The organism is Novosphingobium sp. (genome assembly GCF_039595395.1).
In the GTDB taxonomy this organism is placed as follows: Bacteria; Pseudomonadota; Alphaproteobacteria; order Sphingomonadales; family Sphingomonadaceae; genus Novosphingobium.
In genome coordinates this window covers 1,838,929-1,865,509 of record NZ_JBCNLP010000001.1, presented here as the reverse complement: position 1 = coordinate 1,865,509, position 26,581 = coordinate 1,838,929, and the positions used below count along the sequence as shown (strand labels likewise).

General features: G+C 64.3%; 25 protein-coding genes and 3 tRNA genes. 13 read left to right on the top strand and 15 right to left on the bottom strand.

Annotated features, from left to right (window positions below; genetic code table 11):
• Window positions 1-156 precede the first annotated feature (156 nt).
• Both ABDW49_RS08790 and ABDW49_RS08785 read left to right on the top strand, forming a co-directional pair.
• A complete protein-coding gene (locus tag ABDW49_RS08790) occupies window positions 157-729 on the top strand; it encodes a 5-formyltetrahydrofolate cyclo-ligase (protein ID WP_343611250.1) in 573 nt (190 codons plus the stop codon).
• Window positions 729-971: a DUF2842 domain-containing protein gene (locus ABDW49_RS08785; RefSeq protein ID WP_343611249.1), complete on the top strand. Its 243-nt coding sequence runs from the start codon at window positions 729-731 to the stop codon at window positions 969-971. Before ABDW49_RS08790 ends, ABDW49_RS08785 begins: the two co-directional genes overlap by 1 nt.
• A 99-nt stretch (window positions 972-1,070) precedes the next feature.
• Here the strand turns inward: ABDW49_RS08785 and ABDW49_RS08780 are convergent.
• Both ABDW49_RS08780 and ABDW49_RS08775 read right to left on the bottom strand, forming a co-directional pair.
• Window positions 1,071-1,147: transfer RNA gene (locus tag ABDW49_RS08780), tRNA-Asp, on the bottom strand.
• A gap of 33 nt (window positions 1,148-1,180) precedes the next feature.
• A tRNA-Asp gene (locus ABDW49_RS08775) sits at window positions 1,181-1,257 on the bottom strand.
• Window positions 1,258-1,523: 266 nt separating this feature from the next.
• Here ABDW49_RS08775 and ABDW49_RS08770 point away from each other — a divergent pair.
• Entirely contained in the window at window positions 1,524-2,054 is a 531-nt protein-coding gene (locus ABDW49_RS08770; protein WP_343611247.1) for a hypothetical protein, read from the top strand.
• Between the two features lie 66 nt (window positions 2,055-2,120).
• Here the strand turns inward: ABDW49_RS08770 and ABDW49_RS08765 are convergent, their stop codons facing one another.
• Complete coding sequence (locus ABDW49_RS08765) at window positions 2,121-2,711, bottom strand: YdeI/OmpD-associated family protein (RefSeq protein WP_343611245.1); 591 nt, start codon at window positions 2,709-2,711, stop codon at window positions 2,121-2,123.
• A 12-nt stretch (window positions 2,712-2,723) separates the two neighbouring features.
• A complete protein-coding gene (gene thyA / locus ABDW49_RS08760; protein ID WP_343611243.1) occupies window positions 2,724-3,677 on the bottom strand; it encodes a thymidylate synthase in 954 nt (317 codons plus the stop codon).
• Between the two features lie 180 nt (window positions 3,678-3,857).
• On the opposite strand from thyA, the gene ABDW49_RS08755 reads away from it, so the two are divergent.
• Window positions 3,858-3,934 (top strand) — tRNA-Pro (locus ABDW49_RS08755).
• A gap of 88 nt (window positions 3,935-4,022) precedes the next feature.
• On the opposite strand, the gene ABDW49_RS08750 is transcribed toward ABDW49_RS08755, so the two are convergent.
• A complete protein-coding gene (locus ABDW49_RS08750) occupies window positions 4,023-4,931 on the bottom strand; it encodes a bestrophin family protein (RefSeq protein ID WP_343611241.1) in 909 nt (302 codons plus the stop codon).
• Window positions 4,932-5,102: 171 nt separating this feature from the next.
• Between ABDW49_RS08750 and dapF the strand changes: the two genes are divergently transcribed.
• The 4 genes from dapF to ABDW49_RS08730 are packed head-to-tail and all read left to right on the top strand — an operon-like array spanning window position 5,103 to window position 8,639.
• Entirely contained in the window at window positions 5,103-5,918 is an 816-nt protein-coding gene (gene dapF, locus ABDW49_RS08745) for a diaminopimelate epimerase (protein WP_343611239.1), read from the top strand.
• Window positions 5,915-7,081 carry a MiaB/RimO family radical SAM methylthiotransferase gene (locus ABDW49_RS08740; protein WP_343611238.1) on the top strand — a complete coding sequence of 389 codons (1,167 nt, stop codon included), beginning with the start codon at window positions 5,915-5,917 and terminating at the stop codon, window positions 7,079-7,081. Before dapF ends, ABDW49_RS08740 begins: the two co-directional genes overlap by 4 nt.
• Window positions 7,078-8,004 carry a signal recognition particle-docking protein FtsY gene (ftsY, locus tag ABDW49_RS08735; RefSeq protein WP_343611236.1) on the top strand — a complete coding sequence of 309 codons (927 nt, stop codon included), beginning with the start codon at window positions 7,078-7,080 and terminating at the stop codon, window positions 8,002-8,004. Before ABDW49_RS08740 ends, ftsY begins: the two co-directional genes overlap by 4 nt.
• Entirely contained in the window at window positions 8,001-8,639 is a 639-nt protein-coding gene (locus ABDW49_RS08730; protein ID WP_343611234.1) for an inner membrane-spanning protein YciB, read from the top strand. The genes ftsY and ABDW49_RS08730 overlap by 4 nt, the downstream gene beginning before the upstream one ends.
• Before the next feature lie 114 nt (window positions 8,640-8,753).
• Here ABDW49_RS08730 and ABDW49_RS08725 read toward each other — a convergent pair whose 3' ends face one another.
• The 7 genes from ABDW49_RS08725 to tkt form a co-directional block, all read right to left on the bottom strand.
• Entirely contained in the window at window positions 8,754-9,380 is a 627-nt protein-coding gene (locus tag ABDW49_RS08725) for a hypothetical protein (protein ID WP_343611233.1), read from the bottom strand.
• Window positions 9,381-9,415: 35 nt separating this feature from the next.
• Window positions 9,416-9,745: a hypothetical protein gene (locus tag ABDW49_RS08720; protein ID WP_343611231.1), complete on the bottom strand. Its 330-nt coding sequence runs from the start codon at window positions 9,743-9,745 to the stop codon at window positions 9,416-9,418.
• 102 nt (window positions 9,746-9,847) lie between these two features.
• Entirely contained in the window at window positions 9,848-10,669 is an 822-nt protein-coding gene (locus ABDW49_RS08715) for a Cof-type HAD-IIB family hydrolase (RefSeq protein ID WP_343611230.1), read from the bottom strand.
• 10 nt (window positions 10,670-10,679) lie between these two features.
• Complete coding sequence (zwf, locus tag ABDW49_RS08710) at window positions 10,680-12,116, bottom strand: glucose-6-phosphate dehydrogenase (protein ID WP_343611228.1); 1,437 nt, start codon at window positions 12,114-12,116, stop codon at window positions 10,680-10,682.
• Window positions 12,116-13,096 (bottom strand): phosphogluconate dehydrogenase (NAD(+)-dependent, decarboxylating), encoded by a 981-nt coding sequence (gene gnd, locus ABDW49_RS08705; RefSeq protein ID WP_343611226.1) that lies wholly within the window; start codon window positions 13,094-13,096, stop codon window positions 12,116-12,118. The genes zwf and gnd overlap by 1 nt, the downstream gene beginning before the upstream one ends.
• A 48-nt stretch (window positions 13,097-13,144) precedes the next feature.
• Window positions 13,145-15,973, bottom strand: coding sequence for a bifunctional transaldolase/phosoglucose isomerase (locus ABDW49_RS08700; RefSeq protein WP_343611225.1), 2,829 nt, complete (start codon window positions 15,971-15,973; stop codon window positions 13,145-13,147).
• On the bottom strand, window positions 15,970-18,087 hold the full coding sequence (gene tkt, locus ABDW49_RS08695; protein ID WP_343611224.1) for a transketolase: 2,118 nt from the start codon (window positions 18,085-18,087) through the stop codon (window positions 15,970-15,972). Before tkt ends, ABDW49_RS08700 begins: the two co-directional genes overlap by 4 nt.
• Window positions 18,088-18,300: 213 nt before the next feature.
• Here tkt and ABDW49_RS08690 point away from each other — a divergent pair, with 213 nt between their 5' ends.
• Together ABDW49_RS08690 and ABDW49_RS08685 are read left to right on the top strand one after the other, a co-directional pair.
• Window positions 18,301-18,876 carry a DNA-3-methyladenine glycosylase I gene (locus tag ABDW49_RS08690; RefSeq protein WP_343611222.1) on the top strand — a complete coding sequence of 192 codons (576 nt, stop codon included), beginning with the start codon at window positions 18,301-18,303 and terminating at the stop codon, window positions 18,874-18,876.
• Window positions 18,877-18,990: 114 nt separating this feature from the next.
• Window positions 18,991-20,223, top strand: coding sequence for an acyltransferase (locus ABDW49_RS08685; protein WP_343611220.1), 1,233 nt, complete (start codon window positions 18,991-18,993; stop codon window positions 20,221-20,223).
• On the opposite strand, the gene ABDW49_RS08680 is transcribed toward ABDW49_RS08685, so the two are convergent.
• The 3 genes from ABDW49_RS08680 to amyA all read right to left on the bottom strand — a co-directional run bounded on the left by ABDW49_RS08680 (window position 20,212) and on the right by amyA (window position 22,913).
• Window positions 20,212-21,339, bottom strand: coding sequence for a glycosidase (locus tag ABDW49_RS08680; protein WP_343611218.1), 1,128 nt, complete (start codon window positions 21,337-21,339; stop codon window positions 20,212-20,214). The two genes, ABDW49_RS08685 and ABDW49_RS08680, sit on opposite strands and share 12 nt — an antisense overlap.
• A gap of 86 nt (window positions 21,340-21,425) precedes the next feature.
• Entirely contained in the window at window positions 21,426-21,752 is a 327-nt protein-coding gene (locus ABDW49_RS08675; protein WP_343611216.1) for an alpha-amylase domain-containing protein, read from the bottom strand.
• A gap of 186 nt (window positions 21,753-21,938) precedes the next feature.
• On the bottom strand, window positions 21,939-22,913 hold the full coding sequence (gene amyA, locus ABDW49_RS08670) for an alpha-amylase (RefSeq protein ID WP_343611215.1): 975 nt from the start codon (window positions 22,911-22,913) through the stop codon (window positions 21,939-21,941).
• 439 nt (window positions 22,914-23,352) lie between these two features.
• Between amyA and ABDW49_RS08665 the strand changes: the two genes are divergently transcribed.
• Genes ABDW49_RS08665 through ABDW49_RS08655 form a run of 3 tightly spaced genes read left to right on the top strand, consistent with a single transcriptional unit; the run spans window position 23,353 to window position 26,404 of the window.
• A complete protein-coding gene (locus tag ABDW49_RS08665) occupies window positions 23,353-25,086 on the top strand; it encodes a Tad domain-containing protein (protein ID WP_343611213.1) in 1,734 nt (577 codons plus the stop codon).
• Window positions 25,083-25,691 carry a TadE family protein gene (locus tag ABDW49_RS08660; RefSeq protein WP_343611211.1) on the top strand — a complete coding sequence of 203 codons (609 nt, stop codon included), beginning with the start codon at window positions 25,083-25,085 and terminating at the stop codon, window positions 25,689-25,691. Before ABDW49_RS08665 ends, ABDW49_RS08660 begins: the two co-directional genes overlap by 4 nt.
• A 14-nt stretch (window positions 25,692-25,705) precedes the next feature.
• Window positions 25,706-26,404, top strand: a complete 699-nt coding sequence (locus ABDW49_RS08655; protein WP_343611209.1) for a TadE/TadG family type IV pilus assembly protein — start codon at window positions 25,706-25,708, stop codon at window positions 26,402-26,404.
• Window positions 26,405-26,581 lie beyond the last annotated feature (177 nt).

The window sequence follows — 26,581 nt, the reverse complement described above, 5'->3', positions numbered from 1 at the left end:
TTGGGGGCTGTCTCTGCCCAGACCCTGGTCTGTGGTACATGGTCCCCACCTGACGTGTAGGCGTCGGTGGATTTCTAGGCAAACGACCCATGGTGGTCCCGTCACCCCTTTCTCGCGCCGGCCGCTGGACGCCCGCGCCATTCCATGAGGCATCCCTTGGATCAGAAGAAGGCGCTGCGGGCCGGTTTGCGCAAGGCCCGGCGCGCGCATGTCGCTGCCCTTGACCCACGCGTGCGGGCGCTGATCTTCCTGCGCCCGCCCGCTGCCGTGGCCGCCCTGGCGCCCGAGGGCGCGACAGTCGGCCTCTATCACGCCCTGCCCGACGAGGCGCCGACGCGCGGCTATGCCAAATTCTTTGCCGAGCAGGGCCGCAAGGTCGCCCTGCCATGGTTCGCCGACAGGGATGCGCCGATGCAGTTCCGCCTCTGGCTCGATCCTTATGATGATGAAGGGCTGGAAGTCGGCCCGCACGGCGCGCTTCAGCCCGCCGCGGATGCGCCCGAGGCCGAGCCGAATCTGACTTTCGTGCCGCTGGTCGGCTTTTCGGCCGATGGCGCAAGGCTGGGTCAGGGCGGTGGGCATTACGACCGCTGGCTGGCGGCGCATCCGGAGGCGACCGCTTTGGGGTTGGGCTGGGACTGCCAGCTGGTCGAGGATCTGCCGCTGGAGGCCCATGACCAGCCCCTGACCGCCATCATCACCCCCACCCGCCTTTACGAGGCCTCCTGATGGCAGAGACTCCACGCAAGGCCCCGCCGCGCAAGGCCCCGACATGGCGCATCCCCATCGGCATTCTCGCACTGGTGGGGGCCTTGCTGGTCTATGGCGGGCTGGTCGCGCGTTTTGTGGCACCATGGATCGCATCATGGACCGTGCTGCTGCAGGTGCCCGTCTACGCCCTGCTGGGCGTGGTGTGGCTGCTGCCCTTGCGGCGCTATCTGATCTGGATGGAAACCGGGCGCTGGGGCTGAAACCCCGGCGCTTTTTTTGAACGCTTTCAAGCGCACAAACAGAAACGGCGACCCGAAGGCCGCCGCTCTTGCTCTTCTCAAGGAAGAAATATCCCAAGGTGGCGCGAGTGACGGGACTTGAACCCGCGACCCTCGGCGTGACAGGCCGATACTCTAACCAACTGAGCTACACCCGCGCAATGCTGGGTACCTCTATATTGAAACACAAGTGGCGCGAGTGACGGGACTTGAACCCGCGACCCTCGGCGTGACAGGCCGATACTCTAACCAACTGAGCTACACCCGCTCACCTGTGTTTCCTAAGAGGCAGCGCCCCTTGGGAGACGCGCCTCTAGGCGGGACTGCCGGGGCTGTCAACAAGGATTGGCCAGCTTTCTCAAATTTGCAGTTAAGCTGTGGAAAACTATGCCTTAAGCCGCCAAAATGCGGCTCCATACCCCCGTGATGGCGGTTCGGCCCCGCTTCGGGCTTATGCCAAACATCGCGTTAACCATAATTTTTATCGATCGGGCGCAGAATCATCGGATGGTCCCGCGAGTGAAAGTTCTGCCCATGCGCGCAACATCCGCTTCACCCCTCCGCTTCCCGCTGCGCGGTGCGGCCTGCCTGGCCTCGCTGGCGCTTGGCTTTGCCCTGACGGCCGGCCCCGGTCGCGCGGCGCATGAGAACGTCCATGTGCAAACCGCGGCTGTGGGGGTGCAGCCCGATGTGATGCTCGAATCGAGCCTGTTCGTCGAACACACGCGCCAGAACGCGCGCGGATTGGTGCATATGCTGGAGCCTGCCAAACAGGTCACCACAGGCGACCGGGTGGTCACCTTGCTCAGTTGGTATCGTCTGGGCGGATCGGGCGGCTTTATCGTCACCGAAGCCCTGCCCTCGGGCATGAGCTGGGAGCCGGGCGAGAAGGATGAGGCCGAAGTCTCTGTCGATGGCGGTCACACCTGGGGCTATCTGGGCAAGCTGCGCATCGGGCAGCGGATCGCCGGGGCGCAGGATGTGACGCATATGCGCTGGCATATCTCTCCGGCTCAGGCGCTGGCCGGGTCGGGGCGGATCGCTTACGCGGGCATGGTCAGGTAAGAGCGCGCGCAAAAGCAGACGCATCGTTTGCGCGAAAAACCGGTTCCCACTTTTTCGCACGATGCTTCAGCACTTCTCATACTTCCAGTTGCGCCGCTTGCCCTCCGCGATCCACTCCACGGCCTGAGCGATGCGCTTGGCGCGAGTGGCGGCCTGCCTGGCCTCCACGATCCATTCCAGATAGTCGCGACGGTTGGAGGGGGAGAAGGTTTCAAACACGGCACGGGCCGCCGGATGGGCCTCCAACGCCTGTGCGAAGTCATCAGGCATGGGAATCGCTTCGCGCGGCGCCTTTTTGGGGCGGGCCATGCCGCCGCCTTGCCGGATGGCCTCGGCAGCGGCGATCAGCTTGGCCTTCATCTCTTCGGCAGGTGGCAGATCATCGAGGCTGGCAATCTTGCCGTAATCACCCATACCGGGATCACGCTCCATGCCCTGACGGCCCGTGCCGTGGATCACGAAAGCGCAATGCGCCTTGAAGGCGGCGATCCCCGCCAGATTTTTCCCGCCGACCGTGAAATGCGGCATGCCCCATTTGATGGTCTCGCCAAGGTCGGACACGGCCTCATGCAACAGCGCGCGCAGATGAGTCAGGATCGGGCGGGCGAAGGGCGCCGCTTTCTCGATATAGGCATCGATTCGCGGCTCCTTCTCCATCGCTCTCTCCTTTTATACCGCGACCGGCGCGGCAAGCTTGCCCTGAGGCGCGTAGTCAGAGACGACAAAATCCTCGATGGTATAATCGAAGATCGTCTCCGGGCGCCGGGCCAGCGTCATGCGCGGATCGCCCGAAGGCTTGCGCTGCAACTGCGCCTCCACCAGTTCCTCATGGTTGAGATAGAGATGCGTGTCGCCGCCGGTCCACACCAGCTCGCCCGGCTCCAGATCGCATTGCTGGGCCAGCATGCGGATCAGCAGGGCGGCGCTCCACAAATTGAAAGGCAGCCCCAAGGCCACGTCAGCACTCCGCTGATAGAGCAGGCCCGAGAGGCGCCCGTCGGCCACATGGAACTGATAGGTCTTGTGGCAGGGCGGCAGCGCCATCGAATCAAGCTCGGCCACATTCCAGCCCTCGATGATATGGCGGCGGCTGCCCGGATTGTGACGCAGGCTGTGGACCAGCTCGGCAATCTGGTTGACGCCCTGCCCCTTGCGGTAAATCCCCTCGCCCACCGGCTGATAGGTCGGCCAGTCGACCCACTGCTTGCCATAGACCGGGCCTAGGTCACCCCATTGCGCGGCAAAAGCCTCATCCGCCACGATGCGGGCAGAAAAATCCTCGCGGCTGATCGGATCGCCGGTTTCCTTGCGATAACGGTCGAGCGGCCAGTCGGTCCAGATTTCCACCCCCTGCGCGCAGAGCGAGCGGATGTTGGTGTCGCCAGTCAGGAACCACAGCAATTCGCGCGTCGCCGTCTTCCAATAGACGCGCTTGGTGGTCAGCAGCGGCATGCGGTTGTCGGAGAGATCGCAACGGATCTGCGCCCCGAAGATCGAGCGCGTGCCGACACCGGTGCGGTCGCGGCGTTCGTCACCATGGCGCCAGATATGGTCCATCAGGGCAAGGTACTGGTCTTCCCAATGGGCGGCGGACTCGGTGCGGAGCGTATAAGGCAAGGTCATCGACGCAGTTTGGCCCAAGGCGCGGGCGCCGTCATCCGATTTTCAGCAACACGCTCAAATCCGGGAAAATTCACGAGGTTGCAAAAAAATGCGAAACGCCGCTTGCGTGGTTCGGAATCGCTGTCTATAGGCCCGCTCCTGCCTCGCAGAGACGCTTCAAACCGCCTCTGCAGCACCGGTCGGGGAATAGCTCAGCCTGGTAGAGCACTGTCTTCGGGAGGCAGGGGCCGGAGGTTCGAATCCTCTTTCCCCGACCATTTTATTCCCTGCGAAAGCAAGGAATTGAGAAAGCCGGCCTTCTGGTCGGCTTTTTTCTTTCCCGGAGTTATCCGGCGCTTCTCCACCTCACATCAACACATTATCCACAGGCATAAGCACAGGCGGCAAATCCGTCTGCCCCAGCGCCGAAAGCATGTCGCGCTCGATCACCCGCACCATGGCATCAAGCGGCAGATCGTTGACATCATGGCCAAAGGGATCCTCCAACTGATCCCCCAGCGCATCCAGCCCGAAGAACGTATAGGCCACCAGCGCCGAGGGCAGCACCGCCCACCAGCCCAATGTCCCCGCCAGCGCGAAAGGCAGGCTGAGGCAGAAGATATAGGCCGTGCGATGCAGCAGCAGCGAATAGGCAAAAGGCACCGGAGTCGCCGCGATCCGCTCGCAGCCGGTCTGCACCGTGGTCAGCGCGGCCAGATGCTGCTCCAGCACCGACCAGCGCATCGGGTCGATGATGCCCTGAGCCAGCAGGCGCTGGCTGGTCTGCCCCATCGCATGCACCACGCCATTGGTGGGATTGGCCATGGCCCGCCACTCGCCCTCACCCCACCCCGCCCCACACCAATGCCGGATGGCGGTGGATTCATCATCGCCACGCAGTCGCGCACGCAGCCCCCAGGCAAAGGCGCAGAGCCCCATCACGAACTCCTCGCGCTCGGCTTTGGGCAGGCTGGCCACTTGCCGGGCAATGGTACGCGCCTCGATCACCAGAGCGCCCCATAACTGCCGCCCCTCCCACCAGCGGCCGTAACAGGCATTGTTGCGAAAGCTCATGAAGATCGACAGCGCCAGACCGATCAGCGTGAAGGGAAAGGCGCTGATCTGCCCGAAGATGCCCGGATGGTCGCGCGCCGCCAGCACCGCCCCCACGCTGGCCAGCAGGATCAAGGCCAGACGCCCGCCAATGCGCGGCAGGATCGTGCCCTTCCACGCAAAGAGGATGTCCATCAGACCGGGTTTCGAGCGCTGGATCATGGCCCTCTCCTTGAAAGTGTCCCTGAAAGCCCGAGCCGCGCGGAGATACACCCACGCCCCGGCAAATCCACCCCCGCATCAGACCAGACACCTTTCCAGACCGTGAAACCGCGCAATTTACCGCCTTCCAACACTGGACGGCGCCCCCCCATGCGCCTAGAGCGCCCCCTTATGCGTGTTCCTTTCGTCAAGATGCATGGGCTGGGCAATGATTTCGTCGTGCTGGACGCGCGCGAAGGCAATGTGCCGCCCATGACCGCCACTCTGGCCGCCGCTCTGGGTGACCGGCATCGCGGCATCGGCTGCGATCAGTTGGTGTTGCTCGAAAACTCCGAGATCGCCGATCTGAAAATGCGGATCTTCAACCAGGACGGCAGCGAGGTCGAGGCCTGCGGCAACGCCACCCGTGCCGTGGGTCTGCTCCATGGCAGCGCGGCTTCCATCGAGACGCTGGCGGGCGTGATCTATGCCGCACCCACGCCCGATGGCATTTCGGTCGATATGGGCCGCCCCCGCTTCGAGTGGGACGCGATTCCGCTGGCCTATGCCATGGACACGCTGACCATGCCGGTGGGCTGGGAGGAGCTGAATGCCCCCACCGCCGTCAATGTCGGCAATCCGCATGTGATCTTTTTCACGCCCGACACGCATGGCGTGGAGCTGGACCGCCTCGGCCCGCTGATCGAGCATGATCCGCTCTTCCCCGAACGCATCAACGTCAATGTCGCCACCGTCACGGCGCGCGATGCCATCACCCTGCGCGTGTGGGAACGTGGCGCTGGGCTGACACTGGCCTGCGGCACCGGTGCCTGCGCCACCGCCATCGGCGCCATGCGTCGCGGTCTGGTCGACCGCCGCGTAACGGTCACCCTGCCGGGCGGCCCGCTGGTGATCGAATGGCGCGGCGACGAGGGCATCACCATGACCGGCCCTGCCACCGAAGCCTTCCGCGGCGCGTTCGAGCTGTCCGCGTTTTATCAGGGATGAGCGTCGAGGTCGTCTCGCTGGGCTGCCGGATGAATCTGGCGGAGAGCGAGCATATGCGCGCGCTTCTCGCGGGCGAGCGCGACATGGTGGTCATCAACTCCTGCGCCGTCACCGCCGAGGCCCTGCGCCAGACGCGTCAAGCGATCCGCAAAGCGCGCCGCACCCGCCCCGATGCGCGGCTGATGGTGACGGGCTGCGCGGTGGAGGTGGAGCGCGATTCCATCGCCGCGCTGGATGTCGACGGCCTGATTGCCAATGCCGACAAGCTGGACGCCCGCGCCTGGAATGTACCGCCCGCGCCTGCCATGCCGATGCCTTCGGGCCAGCATACGCGCGCCTTTGTGGCGGTGCAGAACGGCTGCGACCATGCCTGCACCTTCTGCATCATCCCCGCCGGTCGCGGCCCGAGCCGTTCGCGCGGCATCGCCAATGTGGTCACCGAAGTGCGCGCCCATGCCGAAGCTGGCGTAGGCGAAGTGGTGCTGACCGCCGTGGACCTCACCGGCTGGAACCATGGCGATCAGCGCCTCGGCGATCTGGTTGCCGCGATCCTGCGCGATGTGCCTAAACTGCCCCGCCTGCGCCTCTCCTCGATGGATGGCGTGGAGATCGACCCGCTGCTGCGCGAGATCATCGCCAGCGAAAAGCGGGTGATGCCGCATCTCCATCTTTCGCTGCAGCATGGCGCCGATCTGATCCTCAAGCGCATGAAGCGCCGCCATCTGCGCGCCGATGCCGTGAACCTCGTGGCCGATCTGAAGGCCCGCCGCCCCGATATCGCCGTGGGCGCCGATCTGATCGCCGGCTTCCCCACCGAGGATGAGGCCGCCCATGCCGACAATCTCTCGATCATCGGTGAACTCGGGATCGTCCACGGCCATATCTTCCCCTACAGCGCCCGCCACGGCACCCCCGCCGCGCGCATGCCGCAACTGCCGCGCCCGCTGGTGAGCGAGCGCGCTGCTGAACTGCGTCATGCCGTCGCCACAAGCCGCGCCGCCTGGCTGGAAAGCCTGATCGGCCAGCCCCAGACCGTGCTGGCCGAGCGCGACGGCACCGGCCATGCCGAAAATTTCGCAAGGATCGCCCTGCCCACCGGCACGCCTGCCGGGCAGATGCTGACCATCACCCCAACACGCATCACCGAAGGATTGCTCTCATGAGCGCCGATAGCTGGACCTCCCGCCTGATGGGCGGCCTCGCCAAGACCTCCGAACGTCTGGCGGGCAATCTCTCTGGCATCACCGGTGCCGCGCGCCTGACCGACGACCAGCTCGATGAGCTGGAGGATGCGCTGATCCTCTCCGATCTGGGGCCGCGCGCCGCCGCCCGCATCCGTGGCGCCATGGCGCAGCGCCGGTTTGAGGGCTCTGCCGGCGAAAATGCCATCCGCGAGGCCGTCGCCGAGGAAATCGCCGCCATCCTGCGCCCGGTGGCCAAGCCGCTGGAGGTCACCGCCTTCCCGCGCCCGCATGTGGTGCTGGTGATCGGCGTCAACGGCAGCGGCAAGACCACCACCATCGCCAAGCTGGCCCACCTGTTCCAGGAAGAGGACTATGCGGTGATGCTGGCAGCGGGCGACACCTTCCGCGCCGCCGCGATCGGCCAGCTGGGCGTCTGGGCGGACCGCCTTGGCGTACCCATCGTGAAGGGCCCCGAAGGCGGCGATCCGGCGGCCATCGTCTTTGACGCCGTGAAATCCGCCAGCGAGCGCGGCACCGACGCCCTGATCGTCGACACCGCCGGACGCCTGCAAAACAAGCGCGAGCTGATGGACGAGCTGGCCAAGATCCACCGCGTGCTGGGCCGCCTCAACCCCGCCGCGCCGCATGATGTGGTGCTGGTGCTGGATGCCACCAACGGCCAGAATGCGCTGGCCCAGATCGAGACCTTCAAGGAGGTGGCGGGCGTGACCGGTCTGGTCATGACCAAGCTGGATGGCACCGCGCGCGGCGGCGTGCTGGTTGCCGCTGCCGAGCAATATGGCCTGCCCATCCATGCCATCGGTGTGGGCGAGCGGATCGATGATCTGCGGCCCTTCGATCCCGATCTGGTGGCGCGTGTGATCGCCGGGGTCGCGGCATGACCGCGCCCGAACGTAAGAACCATTCGCCGCTGGTCAATCTGGCGATCGATTATGGCCCGGTCGCGGCTTTCTTTGTCGCCTATCGCCTGTTCAAGCCCTCGGGCGCGGCGAGTCTCAGCGATGTGGCTGCCGTCACCAAAAGCACCGGCGTCTTTATGGCGGCCACGGTGCTGGCGCTGATCGCGTCGAAATGGATTCGCGGCAAGGTGTCGCCCATGCTGTGGCTTTCCACCGTGCTGGTCTGCGGCTTTGGCGCGCTGACGATGATCAGTCAGGACGAGGGCTGGATCAGGCACAAACCCACCGCCGTCTATGCGCTGTTTGCGGTGATGCTGCTGGTGGGCTGGGCCAAGGGCAAGCCGACGCTGAAGTACCTGCTGGAAAGCGCTTTTGACGGGCTTTCCGACGAGGGCTGGATGAAATTGTCGCGCAACTGGGGCTGGTTTTTCCTGTTCCTCGCCGCGCTGAACGAGGTGTTTGCCTACAAGGGCTGGTTCACCTTCGACCAGTGGCTGCGCGCCAAGCTGATCGTCTTTATGCCGCTCTCGTTCCTGTTTACCTTTGCCCATATGCCGATGCTGCTGCGCCACGGTCTGGGGCAGGAAAAACAGCCTGACAGCGAAAAGGCTGAATAAACAAAAGCCCGGCTCCCTTCTGGAAGCCGGGCTTTCTGTTGCAGGACCTAGTTTAATGGTCGCATCGCTTTTGCGAAAAACCGGTTCCCACTTTTTCGCGCGATGCTCCGGGCCTTAGCGCCAGCGGGCGCGTTCGGCCTCGATCTCGGCATCGGTGTAGGGGTCAAGCGTGTCGTCGAAACGCGACCAACCCTGCCCCTGATAGAGCGCGCGGCGCTCGGCAATGTCGACATAGGGCGTGTTGTCGAGGGCAGCCTGCGCCGTCAGCACCAGCTCATCATCGACCTTGGCGCTGACCAGCGTGCCGCCGCGCCTCACGCTTTCGGCATAGACATCGGCCTCGGCGCGGCTGACACCGGCATGGGTCAGCGCGCCAACGATGCCGCCAGCCCCCGCCACGACCGCGCCGCCAACCGCAGCGCCAACGGCCGCCGAGGCCAGCCAGCCTGCCGCGATCACCGGGCCAAGCCCCGGAATGGCCAGCAGGCCAAGGCCCGCCAGCACGCCGCCACCGGCGCCGATCACACCGCCCAGCGCCGCGCCGACACCGGCGTCACGCGCGGCGGCATCGCCGGCGGTGCTGTCACGCGGTTCGCGCACATCGGCAACCGGGTGCGAGGTGCCTCGGCGGTTCGACACCAGGCTGATGTCGCCATGGGGAACACCGACGCGTTCGAGTTCGATAACGGCATGTTCGGCATCGGAAAAATTGTCGAACAGGCGAGTGACGATCTGAGACATGGGTCTATCCTTTCCCGTTGATTTGGGCGGGTCGCTTAACGCGTTGCCACATTGCCCTTGTAATCCAGCGCCACCTTCACCGGCTTGCCGTGGCGGGTCGCGCTGGCCTGCCACAGGCCGTCAGCATCCTTGTTGAGATCGCTGACATTGGCATAGCCCGCCTTTTCCAGACGCGACTTGGCTTCGCCTTCCGTGAAGGAGTTCGCGCCCTTGGCGAGCGGCGCCTTGGTCATATGGTCGGGCGATTTCATCGCCGGGTTGGGCGCGGCATTGTCATGCGCGACAGGCTGGGCGTGAGCGGCAGAGATACCGCAGACAGCAAGGCTCGCGGCGCAAAGCGCGCCGATGGTCGATTTCAATGTCATGAGTTCCACCTCCTTGATGGCAAGGTTTGGAACGCCAGCGACAGGCGAATGTTCCGGTCGATATTTTACATCGACCGGATAGCATCCATCATGATTTATCAGTTACTTGGGGCGTGCTTCCACGATGGGCAGCAGGATTGTGTCGATAGCCTGAGCCACGCCATCCTCATCATTCGACGCGGTGACATGGGTGGCGGCCGCAAGCACCTCTTCCGGCCCCTGCCCCATGGCGATGGAGAGCCCCGCCTCACGAAACATCGGCATGTCGTTGCGCTGGTCACCGATCACCGCGACCTGCTCGACAGAGACCCCGAAGGCCCGCGCCAGAGCCAGCACGCCATCGCCCTTGTTGGCCTTCGGCGCAGTGATATCGAGGTAATAGAGCTGCGACCGCCCCACCGTGGCGCGGTCGCCCACCGCGCGTTCCACCTCGGCCTCCAGATCGGCCAGCATGGCGTGGTCGTCGGAAACGGCGACGATCTTGTCCACGCTGTCGGCATAGGCCTCCAGATTGGCGTCATAGGTCGGTTCCTGGCTGACCGATTTGCGCTCGCGGTCGTCATAGGTGTCATTGGGGCGCTGGGCGATCCAGCGGCCCTTGTGGAACAGCCAGATGGTCACATCGGGCCGGTCGATCAGCGCCAGCACCTCTCGTACCGCATCGGCGGGCACATGCTCGGCAAAGACCACCGTGCCGTCGGGCTCGACGATGGTGCCGCCATTGTAGGCGCCGATGGGCCGCGTCAGACCGAGCTTTTCCGCGATCCAGTACAGTCCGCTGGGCGGGCGGGCGCTGATGATCGTGAAGGGCACGCCCGCCGCATCGAGCCGGTGCACGGCATCCACCACGGCGGGGCTGATGGTCTTGTCGCTGCGGGTGAGAGTACCGTCGATGTCGGAGATAAAAAGGCGCAGGTCTTTCATGGGGCGGGTTCTATCCAATCTCATGCCAGGCGCGGCCATCGCGCGCGATCAGCTCATCCGCGCCCGCGGGACCGGCGCTGCCCGGTTCATAGGCTTCCGGTTCTCCGCTTGTCCATGCATCAAGCAGCGGCTGCACCGCGCGCCAGCCCGCCTCGATCTGGTCGGCGCGCTGAAACAGCGACGCGTCGCCGATCAGCACATCATAGATCAGCGTCTCATAGCCGGTGCGGTGGCCCATATCGAAGATATCAGCATAGGCAAAAGACATGCTGGCGGGCACGGCCTCGATCAGGGGACCGGGGCGTTTCACCGCCATATCCATCTTGATCCCCTCATTGGGCTGGATTTGCAGCACCAACTGGTTGGGGGGCAGGCTGTCGGTCGGCGTATCGCGGAACAGGGCGATGGGGGCGTCGCGGAAACGGATGACGATTTCCGTGTCGCGCGCGGTCAGGCCCTTGCCGGTGCGCAGGTAGAAGGGCACGCCGTGCCAGCGCCAGGTCTCCACCGCCAGCTTGAGCGCGACATAGGTTTCGGTGCTGCTGTCGGGCGCGACATCCTCGGTCTCGCTGAAGGCGGGCACTTTCTCCTTGCCGATCTTGCCCGCGCCATAAGCGCCGCGCACCGCATCTTCGGGCGCGATGGGCTGGATCGCGTCGATCACCTTCACCTTTTCATTGCGCAGGCTTTCGGCTTCCAGATTGATCGGCGGCTCCATCGCCACCAGCGCCAGAAGCTGGAACAGATGGTTGGGCACCATATCGCGCAGCGCGCCCGTCGCATCATAGAAGGCTCCGCGCGAGCCGACCGTCACCGTTTCGGCGGCAGTGATCTGGACGTGATCGATATAGCGATTGTTCCAGACCGCCTCATTGCGCGCATTGGCGAAGCGGCTGACGATGATGTTCTGCACCGTTTCCTTGCCCAGGAAATGATCGATGCGGTAAAGCTGCTCCTCGCCGGCCTGAGCCAGCAGGCGGGCGTTCAGCGCCTTGGCCGAGGCCAGATCGGTGCCGAAGGGCTTTTCCACCACCACGCGGCGGAAGCCCTTGCCCTCATCGAGCAGCCCGGCCTTGCCCAATTGCTCCACGATAGGCCCGAAGAAGCTGGGGGCCACGGCCAGATAGAACATGGCACTGGCGTCCAGTTGCTCCCCCAGCGCCTGATAAAGCGCCTCATCGCCGAAATCGCCGCGCTGATAGGCGATGCGCGGTTTCAGCGATTTCCACGCGGCGCCATCCTCCTCGAAGAAGCCCGGAAGGCGTTCCTTGCAGAGGATATCGGCATCGATATCATCACGACCCACACCGATGATCTTGGTGGCCGGATCGAGCAGCTCTGATTGCTGGAGATTGACGATGGCCGGCAGCAACAGGCGACGGGTGAGGTCGCCTGTCACACCGAAGATCACGATCGTCGCGGGGGGAGCAACGGGCGCTTTCTTCATTATTGCGGGATCTCCACATGGCCGCCAAAGCCGAAGCGCATGGCCGAGAGCAGCTTGTCGCCAAAGGTGTTTTCCACCCGGCTGCGATAGCGGGCAAACAGCGCCGCCGAGAGGACATAGGCGGGCACGGCCTCTTCCATGGCGGCGTCGATGGTCCACTGGCCTTCGCCGGAATCGGCGACATTGCCGCTGAAGGCATCCAGCGCCTGATCCTTGGCCAGCGCCGAGGCCGAAAGATCCAGCAGCCATGAGGACACCACGCTGCCCCGGCGCCACACTTCGGCGATATCGGTGAGGTTGAGGTCGAAGCGCTCATCCTCGGGCAGCCTTTCGGACATCTTGCCCTTGAGCACATCGAAGCCCTCGGCATAGGCGGCCATCAGGCCATATTCGATGCCATTGTGGACCATCTTGACGAAGTGCCCGGCGCCTGCGGGACCGGCATGGATATAGCCCTTTTCCGCGCGCGGATCGCTGTCTCCCTTGCGCTCGGCGGTGCGGGGGATGGTGCCCAGGCCCGGCGCCAGCGCCTCGAAGATCGGGTCGAGCAGGTCGACCGCTTCCTTCTCGCCGCCGATCATCATGCAATAGCCGCGCTCCAGCCCCCAGACGCCGCCCGAAGTGCCCACGTCCACATAGGTGACCTGCTTTTCGGCGCAGACCTTGGCGCGGCGGATATCGTCCTTGTAGAAGGTGTTGCCGCCATCGATGATGATGTCGCCGGGGCGCGAGAGGCCCAGCAGCTTCTGGATCATGCTCTCGGTCGGCTCGCCGGCGGGCAGCATCACCCAGAAGATACGGCGTTCATCAAGCTTTTCGGCCAGATCCTCGATCGAGGTGGAGCCGGTGGCGCCATCCTTCACCAGCGTTTCGACGGCTTTTTCGCTCAGATCGAAGGCCACGATCTCATGGCCGTTGCGCATCAGCCGACGCGCGATGTTGGCGCCCATCCGGCCGAGGCCGATCATTGCAAGACGCATGCAGAGAGTCCTTATGCTTTGAGTTTCTTGGGGGGGTATCAAAAGGCGTTACAGGGCCGCGAGGATCGCCGTCTTGAGCGCGGCGAGTCCGCCACCGCCCTGCTTGAGATGAACCCGTAGCACGCGCCGCCCGCGCTGCGCCAGCACCTCTGCATCCCCCTTGGCCTGAGCAATCTGCACCCAGCCAAAACTGGCCCGATGATCGGGAATGGCCAGATCGGGATCGGGGTCGCGGGTGATGACAAGGAAGGCGCCGCTGTTGGGGCCCCCCTTGTAAGCCTGCCCGGTAGAATGCAGGAAACGGGGGCCGAAACCGGCGACGGTCGCCACCTTCTTCGTATCGCGCAAGGCGATGCGGATGGATTCGATCAGCAGGCTGTCGGTCTCATTGCGCTCGATATAGGCGAGGAAACCGGCGTAATCGCCCGGTTTCAGGCTGGCGAGATGGGCCTTGAACAGATCCGCCGCATCGCCCCTGGTGCCTTCACCAAAACCGAAGATCGCGAAATCATCTGTCTCGGCCACGGGCCGATCTTCAGCCTCATCGCCGTCCTGTTCATAGGCATCGACCAGCTTGCGGGTGGCCACCTTGGCATCCTCGACATCGGGCTGGTCGAAGGGATCGATGCCGATCACCGCGCCGGCAATCGCCGTGGCGACCTCCCAGCGGACAAACTCCTGACCGATGTTCTCCGCCTCGGCCAAGGTGATGCGCAGCACCGGATGGCCCGAGGCGGCCAGCGCTTCAAGGCGGGCCTCCTGCTCGGCATCACGCTCGCCCGCCAGAGTGAAATAGGCGAAGAGGCGATCCGCGCCATAGCTTGCAGGCGCGCCCAGCGGTTCCAGATCGACCGGGACGATGCCCTTGCCTTGCTTGCCGGTGGATTCGGCCAGCAATTGCTCCAGCCAGGATCCGAAAGGCAGCAGTTTTGGCGAGGCAAGGATGGTCAGCTTGTCACGCCCGCTCACCGCCGCCTCGCCGATGATCGCGCCCAGCTTCACGCCGGGATTGGCGGCAGGCGGCACATCCGGCCCGCAGGACAGCACCATTGGCGCCGTGGCGTGATAAAGCGCGGGAGCCACAAGGCCGCTTGCCGCCGCGGGCACCATGCCGAAGACCGACAGCACCGAATAACGCCCGCCAATCGCCGGATCGCCAAGGAAAATATGGGCGAAACCATCCTGTTTGGCCTTGGCCTCCAGCTTCGAGCCGGGATCGGTGACGGCAACGAAATGATCGCTCTGACCGCCGCTCAGCGCGTGGAAATAGGTGCGCAGCAGTTCCGGCTCCATCGTCGAGCCCGATTTGCTGGAGACGATAAACAGCGTCCGCGCCGGATCGATCACCCTGGCCACACCGGCGATCTGTCCCGGATCGGTGGTGTCCAGCACATGCAGGCGCGGGCTGCCCTCGCCATGGCCGAGGATCAGCGACAGCACCTCTGGCCCAAGGCTCGATCCGCCCATGCCGAGGAGCACGGCGTCGGTGTATTGGTGCGCGTCCTGACGCAGGGCTTCCAGCGCCTCGGGATCGACCTGTTTGCCCTCGGCGGCTGCCAGCCAGCCGAGCCATTTCCCTTCATCCTTCCCGCTCCACAGCGAGGCATCGCCTTGCCACAGACGGCGGGACCAGCCCTCACTCGCTGCTGTTTTCAGCCGCGCATCGACGGCCTGTTGCAGATCATGCGGCAGGGTGGCGTCGAAAGTGTTGATGGCATCGCCCGCGAATTGCGTGCGCTTGGCCGCCACAGCGCCCAGCAGGGCGTCGGCGGCATCGGCGAATTGCTTCACCCCATCCTCGACCAGAGCGGCGGTCACGCCCGGCAGATCCAGCCCCAGCCGGTCGGCTTCGGTCAGCACATGGCGGGCGCCATCCACATCCTGCGTCAGGGTCTGGGCGACGGTGCCGTGATCGCGGAAGGCGTCCATCGTCTTGGGCGGCATGGTGTTGACCGTATCCGGGCCGATCAGCGTGTCGATATAGAGCGTATCGGGATAGGCCGGGTCCTTCACCCCGGTCGAGGCCCAGAGCAGGCGCTGAGGCCGCGCGCCCTTGGCGGCCAGCTTCTGCCAGCGGTCGCTGGCGATCAGATCCTGATACCAGGCATAGGCCAGCTTGGCATTGGCGATGGCCACCTTGCCGCGCAGGGCCTGCAGCGCCTCGCTATCCTTGTCGCCCTCCTTCACGCGGGCATCGATCTTCTTGTCGATCTGCGTGTCGATACGGCTGACGAAGAAGCTGGCCACGCTGGCGATATGGTCGATGGGTTCGCCCTTGGCGACGCGCGCCTCCAGCCCGTCGAGATAGGCATGGGCCACGGCCTTATAGGCCTCGATGGAAAACAGCAGCGTGACGTTGATGTTGAGCCCATCGGCGATCAACTGCCGGATCGCGGGCACACCCGCCTGCGTGCCCGGCACCTTCACCATCAAATTCGGCGCATCGACCTGCTGCCACAGTTCGCGCGCCTCGCTGATCGTGGCGGCGGTGTCATTGGCGAGATAGGGCGAGACCTCAAGGCTGACATAGCCGTCCTGCCCCTGCAGCCTATCGTAAACCGGACGCAGGTCAGCCGCCGCCGCCTTGATGTCGACGATGGCCTGCTTTTCATAAAGCCGCTGGACGCTCAGATCGCCCTGGGTCAGCGCCTGTTTGAAGCCCTCGTCATAGGCATCGCCATGGCCCATCGCCTTCTCGAAGATCGAGGGGTTGGAGGTGACGCCCGTGGCATCGTCCTCCTTGATCAGCTTTTGGAGGCCCCCCTGCTCCAGAAAGCCGCGATCCACGAAATCCAGCCACACGGCCTGCCCGGCTTCATGCAACTGCTTCAACAGGCTGGTCTTGGTGCGCACCACCACGCCGCTCTGGCCGGTCATCGGGCATTCTCCATCACGTCGCGGGCGACTTTGCAGACATTGTCGAGGGTAAAGCCGAACTTCTCCTGAAGCTTGGCCAGGGGAGCAGAGGCGCCGAAACTCGACATGGTGATGGTGGCGCCATCAGAGCCGACATAACGGTCCCAGCCCAGAGCGCCGCCCTGCTCCACAGCGAGGCGCGCTCGGATATGGGGCGGGAACACGCTGTCACGATAGGCGCGGTCCTGCTTTTCAAAGAGATACCAGCTTGGCAGCGAGACGACGCGGGATTTCACGCCCTCACCCTTCAGCCTTTCATGCGCGGCCACCACCAGCGGCAGTTCCGAACCGGTACCGATCAGGATGATCTCGGGCTCGCCATCGCTGTCGGCCAGAACATAGCCGCCCTTTTCGAGGCCATCAGCCGAAGCATATTGGCCGCGATCCAGCGTCGGGATCGCCTGACGCGAGAAGATCAGCGCTGTCGGTTCATGGGTGTGGGTCAGCGCCACCTTCCAGGCCACCGCCGCCTCATTGGCGTCACCGGGGCGGATCGTATCGAGCCCCGGAATGGCGCGCAGGGCGGCCAGATGCTCGATGGGCTGGTGGGTGGGGCCATCCTCGCCCACGCCGATGGAATCATGGGTGAAGACGAAGATCACCGGCAGTTCCATGATCGCCGCCAGACGGATCGGCGGGCGCATATAGTCGGAAAAGACCATGAAGGTGCCGGTGTAGGGCCGCAGATAGCTGAGCGCCATGCCATTGGCGATGGAGCCCATCGCATGCTCACGAATGCCGAAATGCATGTTGCGGCCGCCGGGGGTGCTGGCCTCCAGCGAGGGCGCGCCCTTCACATCGGTCTTGGTCGAGGGCGAAAGGTCCGCCGCGCCGCCCACCAGCCATGGCGCCTTGGCGGCGATGGCATTGATCACCTTGCCACTGGCCTCGCGGCTGGCGATGCCCTTGGCGTCGGGCTCGAAGATCGGCAGGGCTTCCTGCCAGCCATCGGGCAGCTTGCCTTGGCGCAAGGCCTGAACCGCTTCGGCCAGATCGGGATGGGCCTCGCGATAGCGGGTGAAGGTGGCCTCCCATTCCTCCCGCAGAGGCTTGCCGCGCCCGGTAACGGCTTTTGAGAATTCCGCCTTGGCCTCTTCCGGCACAAGGAACTGCGCATCCTCGGGCCAGCCGTAGCTGTTCTTGGCGCCGCGAATCTCTTCCTCGCCGGGGGCATCGCTATGGGCCTTGTGCGTGCCCGCGCGGGTGGGGAAGCCGATGCCGATCACCGATTTCACCACGATCAGCGCGGGCTTGTCCTGCGTCGCCTTGAAGACATCCAGAGCCTTGGCGAAGGCGGCCACATCCTCGGCATCCTCGACGGTCACGGTCTGCCAGCCATAGGCCTCGAAGCGCTTGGCCACATCCTCATCGAAGGCCAGATCGGTCTCGCCCTCGATGGTGATATGGTTGCTGTCATAGATCCAGCAGAGGTTGGGCAGCTTCAGATGCCCGGCGATGGAGGCCGCCTCGCTGGCCACACCCTCCATCAGATCGCCGTCCGAACACAGCACATAAACGTCATGATCGAACAGATCGAAGCCGTCGCGGTTGAAGGTGGCACCCAGCCAGCGCGCGGCGATCGCCATGCCGACCGAATTGCCGCAGCCCTGCCCCAAAGGCCCGGTGGTGGTCTCCACGCCGGTGGTCATGCGGTATTCGGGATGGCCGGGCGTCTTGGAGTCCAACTGCCGGAACTGTTTGATATCGTCGAGGCTGACGGCAGGCGCGCCGGTCTTGCGCCCTTCGGCGTCGATTTCCTCAACGCCCGCCAGATGCAGCAGCCCATAAAGCAGCATCGAGGCATGCCCGCAGGAGAGCACGAAACGGTCCCGGTTCGGCCAGTCCGGCGTGGCAGGATCATAGCGCAGATAGCGACTCCACAGCGTATGGGCGACAGGCGCCAGCGCCATGGGCGTGCCGGGATGGCCTGAATTGGCCTTTTGCACGGCGTCCATCGCCAGCGTGCGGATCGTATCGATGGCAAGACGCTCGACCGAACTGTCTTCCCGCACATGCGGGGCGTAAGGGGTCAGCGTGGTGCCGACAGATGTCTTGGGGGCGAGCGTGTCGGTCATGCGAAGTGCATCCTTCCTAAGCTTATCCCCGTAACGAAGGGATCGCGACTTGGGTCCTGAGACCAAGGCTAAAGTCCTGTGTCATCGGCCCTTCCTTGCGGATTTTGCGGCAGGATGAAGGCCTTGGCGCGCGGGCTGTGATTTTGCCCCTTCCCCTGTGGCGATACGATGCTAGATTAAGAACATATTGCGAACAAAAAGGATGGTTTTCCGATGGCAGATGCCCTTCAACGCTGCGGTTGGGCGCAGGGCGATCCGCTGATGGAGGCCTATCACGATCAAGAATGGGGCGTGCCCATGCATGACCCGCGTGACCTGTGGGAAATGCTGCTTCTGGAGGGATTTCAGGCGGGCCTGTCATGGCGCACCATCCTGCACCGGCGCGAAGGGTTTCGCCGCGCCTTCGAGGGGTTCGATCCTGCGGTCATCGCCCTCTATGGCGCCGAGGATGTCGAAAGGCTGATGCAGGACGAAGGCATCATCCGCGCCCGCGCCAAGATCGAGGCCACCATCACCAATGCCCGCGCCTTTCTGGCCATGCGCGATGCGGGCGAGGATTTCTCCGCCTGGATCTGGAGCTTCGTGGACGGCAAGCCCCGGATGGGCGATGGGCAGGTGGTGCTGGCCAGCACGCCTGCCTCGCTGGCCCTGTCCAAGGCCTTGAAAGCCAAGGGGTTCAAATTTGTCGGCGCGGTCACCGTCCATGCCTTCATGCAGGCGGCGGGGCTGGTGAACGACCATGCGCTGACCTGCCCCTGCCGTGACAAGCCCGGGCAAGGCATGGGGTAACCGCCGGCCTGCCCCGCCGCTGGCCCGTCTGGTCGCGGAAGGCCTCTCGCGCAACCTTTCGCCGCTTGGCAGCTTTGCAATTCTGCCTAACAGCGGCAGGATGACAAGATGCGCATGGAATTGTCTGAACAGGACGCGGCCTGGCCGAAGCGCGACAACAGGCGGGACAGTGTGAAGCCAGCGACGACGACATCTGCCCGCGCTCTGGCCCGCACGGCGTCCCCCACCCAGACCGCCCTTGCCCACGAGACCGCCCCGCTCGATGAAAAGACGCGCCTGTCGCGGGCAATCGGCATCGCGCGGGTGATCTGCATCATGGGCATCGTCTATGTCCATGCCTGGACGGGGCGCAACGGGCAGGATCTGCAACTGTTCAACGACACCTCGCAGGGGCTGATGCGCTGGGCGCTGATCGACCTGATGGCGCGCAGTTCGGTGCCGCTGCTGTCCATGATCTCGGGCTGGCTGGTGGGGCCGTCTTTCGCGAAACGCGGCTGGCAGGTCTTTCTGAAGGGCAAGGCGCGCACGATCCTGCTGCCGATGGTGCTGTGGAACGCGCTGGCCATCTTCTTCGTGTCGGGGGCAGCCTATCTGGGGCTGATCTACGCCCCGCGCCCGGACACGCTGTGGTGGACCATCGACGAGCTGTTCTGCCTGGTCACGCCCAACGATATCAACGTGCAGATCCCCTTCCTGCACGATCTGTTCGTCTGCATGCTGGCGGTGCCGCTGCTGGTGCGCCTGCCCAGCCGGGTGCTGATCGCTGTGGCGCTGGGCGCGCTCGCATGGTCGCTGGTGCCGGTGAACCCGGTTCCGGTGCTGCTGCAGCGCCCCTCTATCCTGCTGTTCTTCATCGCTGGCCTGCTGGCGCGGCGCCATCATCTGGCGGCGTGGATGGCTTCACGCCCGCTGGTGCTGGTGGGGGCACCCTATGCCGTGATCGCGACCGCAAAGGTCTGGCTGGAGGTGGTGGGCGTGGATCGCGGCTACAACGATCCGCTGATGCTGGCGTCGATCGATCTGGCGATGCGCTGTGCCACGGCGATCTTCTTCTGGGCCATCGCCTGGCGGCTCGCGGCCAGCCGGGTGGCCGCGCCGCTGCTCAGGATCGAGCCCTACATGTTCCTGATGTTCTGCGCCCATCTGATCATGATCTGGCTGCTGGGACCGCTGATCGGTGACCATATCTTTGGGCCCATCGGCTCGCCGGCCTATCCGCTGTTCCTGATCGGCCAGCCCTTTATGGTGCTGGCCGCCACGGTGGGTCTGGGCAACCTGATGATGCGCGCGGCGCCCAAAGCGACCAGATTGCTGAGCGGCGGGCGCCTCCACGCATCACGGCTCTAGGCGAAGATCCGCCTTGAGCACATGGGTGATCCGGCACGCCAGATCGCCTTCGCCCGAGGCCACCACAAAGCGATCCCCCTGATCGACGATCCCCGTGGTGAACACCACATCGCGCAGATAGATCTGATGCTCGATGGGCCGCAGAAGCTCGGGGTCGGCCTCCAGCAGAGGCCCCTCGCCGCTGCGCAGCACCACGCCGGGGTCATCCCTGTCCAGCAGCGACCAATAGGTGCGATAGATGCCCACGATCTCCTTGGGCTCGACGCCATGCCACAAGGTGAGCCACCCCTCATCGGTGAGGATCGGCGGCGCCCCGCCCCCCATGCGCGCGGTGGCCACCGTACCCGCGTGAGGGCGAATGCCGGGCTGCCGATGCGGCTTCCAGTGCAACGCATCAGGCGAGGTCGCGAGATTGATCGAGGGACCCGCCCGCCACTCACTGCCCGGCGGATAGGCGAAATAGAGATCCCCCAAGGGTCGCGTCTGAGCCCAGTACTGCCCACCGATCAGCCCTTCAAAGATCAGCATATCCTTGTTCTGATGGTCCAGCACGATATCGGCGAAGACCCAGTCCAGCCCGTTGCCTGAGGTATAAAGCGTCGTCGAATGCCGCTCGGGACTGACCGAGCAGGTGGTCATCAGCCAGCGCTCCCCCACCTTGCTGATCCGCGCATCCTCCACGCCATAGCATTGCAGGCTGTTTTGCGGCGCGATGGCCTTGTCATAATGGATCGCGACGCGCCGCGTGCCATCAGGGCTCAGCTCCACCGGCAACAGCCATGACAGCGAGGTCAGCGCCATGATCTTCCAGCCGCCGCCCAGCAGCATGAATTTGCGCGGATCGGCGGTGTCGGCATGCTCCAGCGGCCAGGCGTCCAGCACATAACGCCCCTCATCCCAGCGGATGGCATGGACATGGCCGTCATGGATCGGCTCGCGCAGCGCCTCGGCCACGCGCACCATCATCAGCAGATTGCCATTGGGCAGCCGCGTCAGCCCCGGATTGAAGGCGCCCAGCACATAGGTTTCCGCCCCCAGATGCCCGGCCAGCGGCGAGCGCGTCAGGTCGATGTCATCGGGCACCAGCAGCAGTTGGTCGAAGGGATGGTCAGCCATAACGCTCACTCCTTTTCCTGACCGCGCGGCACGCCTTCAGGAACAGGCCGTCGCTGCCAGAGTTCCGCAGGGAAAAGACGCCTGGGTTACAGCGCGTCGGCCCGCACCCAGACGCTGACGCTGCCGCCGTTCACCCTGAGGTTGACGCGACCTTCCTCATCGGCATGCATCTCCTCCTCGCAATGGCCGAGAAAGTCACGGAAGGCGGCTCCGGCATGGTCGGGGCCGAGTTCGACCACCTTGTTGCCCTCGTCACCATTGGCCAGCAGCACCACGCAGCCCGGCTGCTCCTGCGTGCCGTGGCGGATGAAGGCGATGGTGTTGGCATCGTCGAAGATGTCGGTCTGCTCGCCATGGGCGAAGCGCTGCCGGGCCTCGATCAGTTGGGGCAGGCAAGGCACGGGTTCGATCACGATCTCGTGATCCTCGCCGTCGCCCCCCCTTATCGGTGTAACGCGCGCCATAGAGGTCGGGATAGAACACGCAGGGCACGCCGCTCTCGCGCAGCAGCACCAGCGCATAGGCCAGCGGCTGGAACCAGCTTTCGACCGGCGCCTCCAGCGCCTGAAGTGGCTGGGTGTCGTGATTGCCCACCAGAGTCACCGCATGGTCGGGCTCCTCGGCAACCAGCGTACCATCGAAGATCGTGCGCAGATCGTAATCCCCCCGACGCGTGAAGCCTCATGGAAATGGTGAAGCAGCGCCACATCGAAAAGCATCAACTGCTTGTCGACCAGATCGAGATACTGGCGCAGCGCCTCCATATCGGGCTTCCAATATTCGGCGACCACGAAAAGCTCGCTGTCGACGGTGTCGCGCATATGGCCGACCCAGTCGCGGAAGAACCAGGCGGGAATATGTTTGGCCGCATCGAGGCGGAAACCGTCGGTGGGAAGCTGCCCGGCCAGCCAGCGGCCCCAATATTTCAGCTCCTCATAGACCGCGCGGTTGCGGAACTCGACATCGGCGCCCATCAGATAGTCGAAATTGCCGAGTTCGTCGTCGACTTCCTCGTTCCATTCGCCGTCGCCATATTCGTTGACCAGCCGGAACACGCCCTGCTCGTCGGGGTTCTCGATGCAGTCCACCCCGGCAAAGCATTTCACATCCCAAACGAATTGCGAATGCTGCCCCGCCCGGCCTGGGAAGGTGAATTTGGTGTAGGCATCGGCCTCGAAGGCCTCCTCCTCGATCTGGGTGCGATCCTCGGGATTGACGCGGTGGACCTGCACGCGCTCCTTCTCGTCGGCGCCCATCTTGTGGTTGAGCACCACATCGTGGATCACCCGCAGACCGGCATCGCGCAGGGCTTTGGTGGCCTTTTCCAGCGCGGCGCGGTCGCCATATTTGGTGGGGACGGAGCCCTTCTGGTCGAACTCGCCCAGATCGAAGAGGTCATAGGTGTCATAGCCCACCGACGCCCCGCCCGACGCTCCCTTATAGGCCGGGGGCAACCACACATCGGTGATCCCCATCTTGGCCAGCGCGGAAGCCTTGTCGGCAGCCTCACCCCACAGATGGCCGCCCTCGGGATAGTACCAATGGAAGAACTGGATCAGGGTGCGTGCCGTCATCTTCATGTCCCCGTCTGTGAGCCGACACACGCTAAAAGTGCGGAAATCAGGATTGTTCCTCAAAGGGTTCGTCCATAGAAGCGCCATCCCTAAGGAACCGCCGGAAATGGCGATCTTCACCATGTTCGCTTACCCTTGGCGGACCGTGGCCGCGCCGGGACCGTGCCAAGGCGGTGTCATGATACCGTTTCCCTCCGGCATCTTGCGGAGGGGCCTGCTCAGCCTTGCGTCATGAGGGTTAGCGCAGCGCCGCAATCGTTAAGCACATATGCTGAATCGCCCACTCGCAGGCTATCAATCAGCCCATGCCATGACAGCATGGTGCCACCCATGGAGGATGGCCGTAACAGGCGAGGCGATCCCCACCATGGCGGACATCCCCCCCCGTCGCGCCCCTGGACTGCTTTCTCGGCTGCGCAGGGACAGAGCGGGCAATGTGATGATCATGATGGCCGGCATGATGTTCGTGCTGGCCTGCTTCGTGGGCTGCGCAATCGATGCGGCGCGCTTCTATGTGGTGAACTCCCGCCTGCAGCAGGCCTGCGACGCGGGCGCGCTGGCCGGGCGCCGGGCGATGACGGACACGACGCTCAACGGCATTCTGGACGCCGTCGCCACCGCCCAGGCGCAGAGCTTTTTCAAGAACAATTTCAGCAGCGGCTGGTTCGGCACCACCGGCGTGACCTTCACCCCGTCGAAAACATCGGACGGGCAGTTGTCCGCCTCGGCGCAGGTGACGGTGCCCACCGTCATCATGCGGATTCTGGGGATCAACTCGGTCTCGCTGACGGCCACCTGCGCCGCGCGGCTCGATGTGCCCGATACCGATGTGATCTTCGTGCTGGACACCACCGGATCGATGGCCTGCCTGCCCGGCGACGATGACAACACCTGCAACAATTACGCGGGCAGCGCCGGCAAAGTGTCCTATCTGCGCCCGCTCGACGGCTCTGCCAGCGGCAACAACAGCATGGCGGGCTATCCGGGATCGACAGCCTATTATGTCCCTGAAAAATCGGGATCGCGCATATCGGCGCTGCGCACGGCGGTGCTCAGCTTCTACGACACGCTCACCGCCGCCTCCAGCGCGCAGACCCATATCCGCTACGGCTTCGTCACCTATACATCGACGGTGAATGCCGGGCGGGCAGTGATGGATATCTCGCCCAAATACATCGTGGGCGGGCTCGGCAGCCCCAACACGAACTGGACCTACAACGCGCGCAGCATCTCGCTCAGCCTGTTGGGCATTCCATTGGCCTATACCTATCAGCCAGTGTCGGAAAATCTGAGCGTCTACGCCACCGGCCTGCCCACGCCCGATCCGACCAAGATCGGCGTCAACAGCGGCTGGGCGGGCTGTCTGGAGGAACGCTATACCACGCCGGGCGTCACCAGCTTCAACATCAACGCCCTGCCTTACGATCTCGACCCCGATCTGGTCCCCACCAGCGACATCAGGACGCAGTGGAAACCGATGTGGCCCGATGTCTTTTACCTGCGCAATTCCTCGACCAGCAACTGGCCGTATGTCTCTGCTTCCTATTACAACAACCCTTCCACGGGAACGACCTCGACCCTGCTGGATTTCGCCGACCCCAACCCCAACATCCTCAACCCCAGCCTTGTCACATCGGGCTACGTCACCTGCGGCAAGCCGGTCTCCCGCCTGTCGACGATGACGCGGGCCCAGGTCTCGGCCTATGTCAACGCGCCCGATTTCAAGCCCATCGGCGGCACCTATCACGATACGGGGATGATCTGGGGCACGCGGCTGATTTCACCCACCGGCATCTTCGCCAATGACACCGCCCCCTGGCCGGGACGCACCGCCCCCAACCGGGTGATCGTTTTCCTGACCGATGGCGCGATGGCCCCCGACCTGCGCATCTATGGCATGTATGGCAACGAATATTACGACCGGCGCGTCTCCGGCGGTGATTTCAGCAACCTCACCAACTATCACATCCAGCGCTTCCTTGCCGAATGTTCGGCGGCCAAGGCGCGCAACATCAACATCTGGACGGTGTCCATCGCCACCACAGCTCCGGCTCCGCTGGTGTCCTGCGCCACATCGAACAGTCAGGCGCTGGCCACCACCAGCGGCACCGGCCTCTCGGCGGCCTTCACCAACATCGCCAAGCAGGTCTCCAGCCTGCGGATCTCGCAATGAGCGTGGCGCGACGGATATCCCGCCTGCTGCGCGCTCTGGCGCGGGCGCGCAAGGGGGCGGCGGCGATCGAATTTGCCATGACCGCGCCGGTCGCGCTGCTGATGGTGATGGGGCTCTGCGATTTCGCCTATCAGCTCTACATGCAGGCGATCCTGAGCGGCGCGGTGCAGAAGGCCGGGCGCGATTCCACCATCCAGAACGCCACTCCGGCTACCATCGACGCGCAGGTCCTCACGCTCGTGCAGGCGGCCAATCGCAATGCCGCCTATGTCAGCGGCTATCCCACGCGGATGAGCTATGCCCAATATGGCTATATCTCGCCCGAGCCCTTCACCGACAGCAACGGCAATGGCGTGCGCGATCCGGGCGAATGCTTCACCGATGTGAACGGCAACAGCCAGTGGGATGCCAACCCCGGCATCAGCGGCAATGGCGGCGCGGGCGACACGGTGGTCTACACCTCGACCATGACCTATCCGCGCCTCTTCCCCACCGGGGGATGGATGGGCTGGGGCAAGCTGGTGACGATCTCGGCCACCACCATTCTCAAAAACCAGCCCTACACCGCCCAGACCGTGCCCACCCCCACCACGATCTGCACATGAGGGGGAAGCGCAAAATGATGGGCATCACGCGGCGCCTGTGGCGCGACCGCCAAGCCGCCGCCGCCATCGAATTTGCCTTCATGCTGCCGCTGGTGATGTATCTGGGCGGGGCGGGCATCGAATTTGCCAATTATGGCCTTTCGCAGATGCGTGTCAGCCAGGTCGCCATGACTCTGGCCGACAATGCCAGCCGCGTGGGCCTGGCCAGCACGCTGGCCACCACCCAAATCCGCGAGACCGACATCAACGACATCTTTTCCGGCGTGCGCCTGCAAAGTTCGGGGATCAAGCTGTCCACCTATGGCCGCGTCACCCTGTCCAGTCTGGAATATGTGCCACAGACCTATGATGTGGTGCCGGTTCAGCGCATCCACTGGCAGCGTTGCCTCGGCAAGCGCAGCGGCACCGGTTACGACAGCTCCTACGGCACCACCACGACCACGGCGGGCACCACGGCCACGCTGGCCAATGCGGGGACAGTCTCGGCAGGCATGGGCGATTCCTCACCTCAGGTGAGCGCGCCGCTGGGCTATGGCGTGATGTTCGTGGAGATCAATTACGATTATCAGGCGCTGTTCGGCACACTGTATGTCAAGCCGATGCTCATCCATTATGTCGCCTCTTATGTGGTGCGCGACACCCGCGATTATTCGATGATCTACAACCCCGCCCCCACCGTCACCGCCTCGACCTGCAATCTTTACACCGTTTGAGACCATCCGGCTGCGCCGGATGGTCCGGCACCGGCCCTCTCCCCCGCCCGGCCACCCATAGAATACTGCCGTTGGGTGGCCGGGCGGGGGAGAGGGCCGGTGCCGCGAAAATGTGCCCTTTCGCACATTTTCCAAACATGCTCATGCAATCGGTGATCTGCTCCTTGACAACAGCCC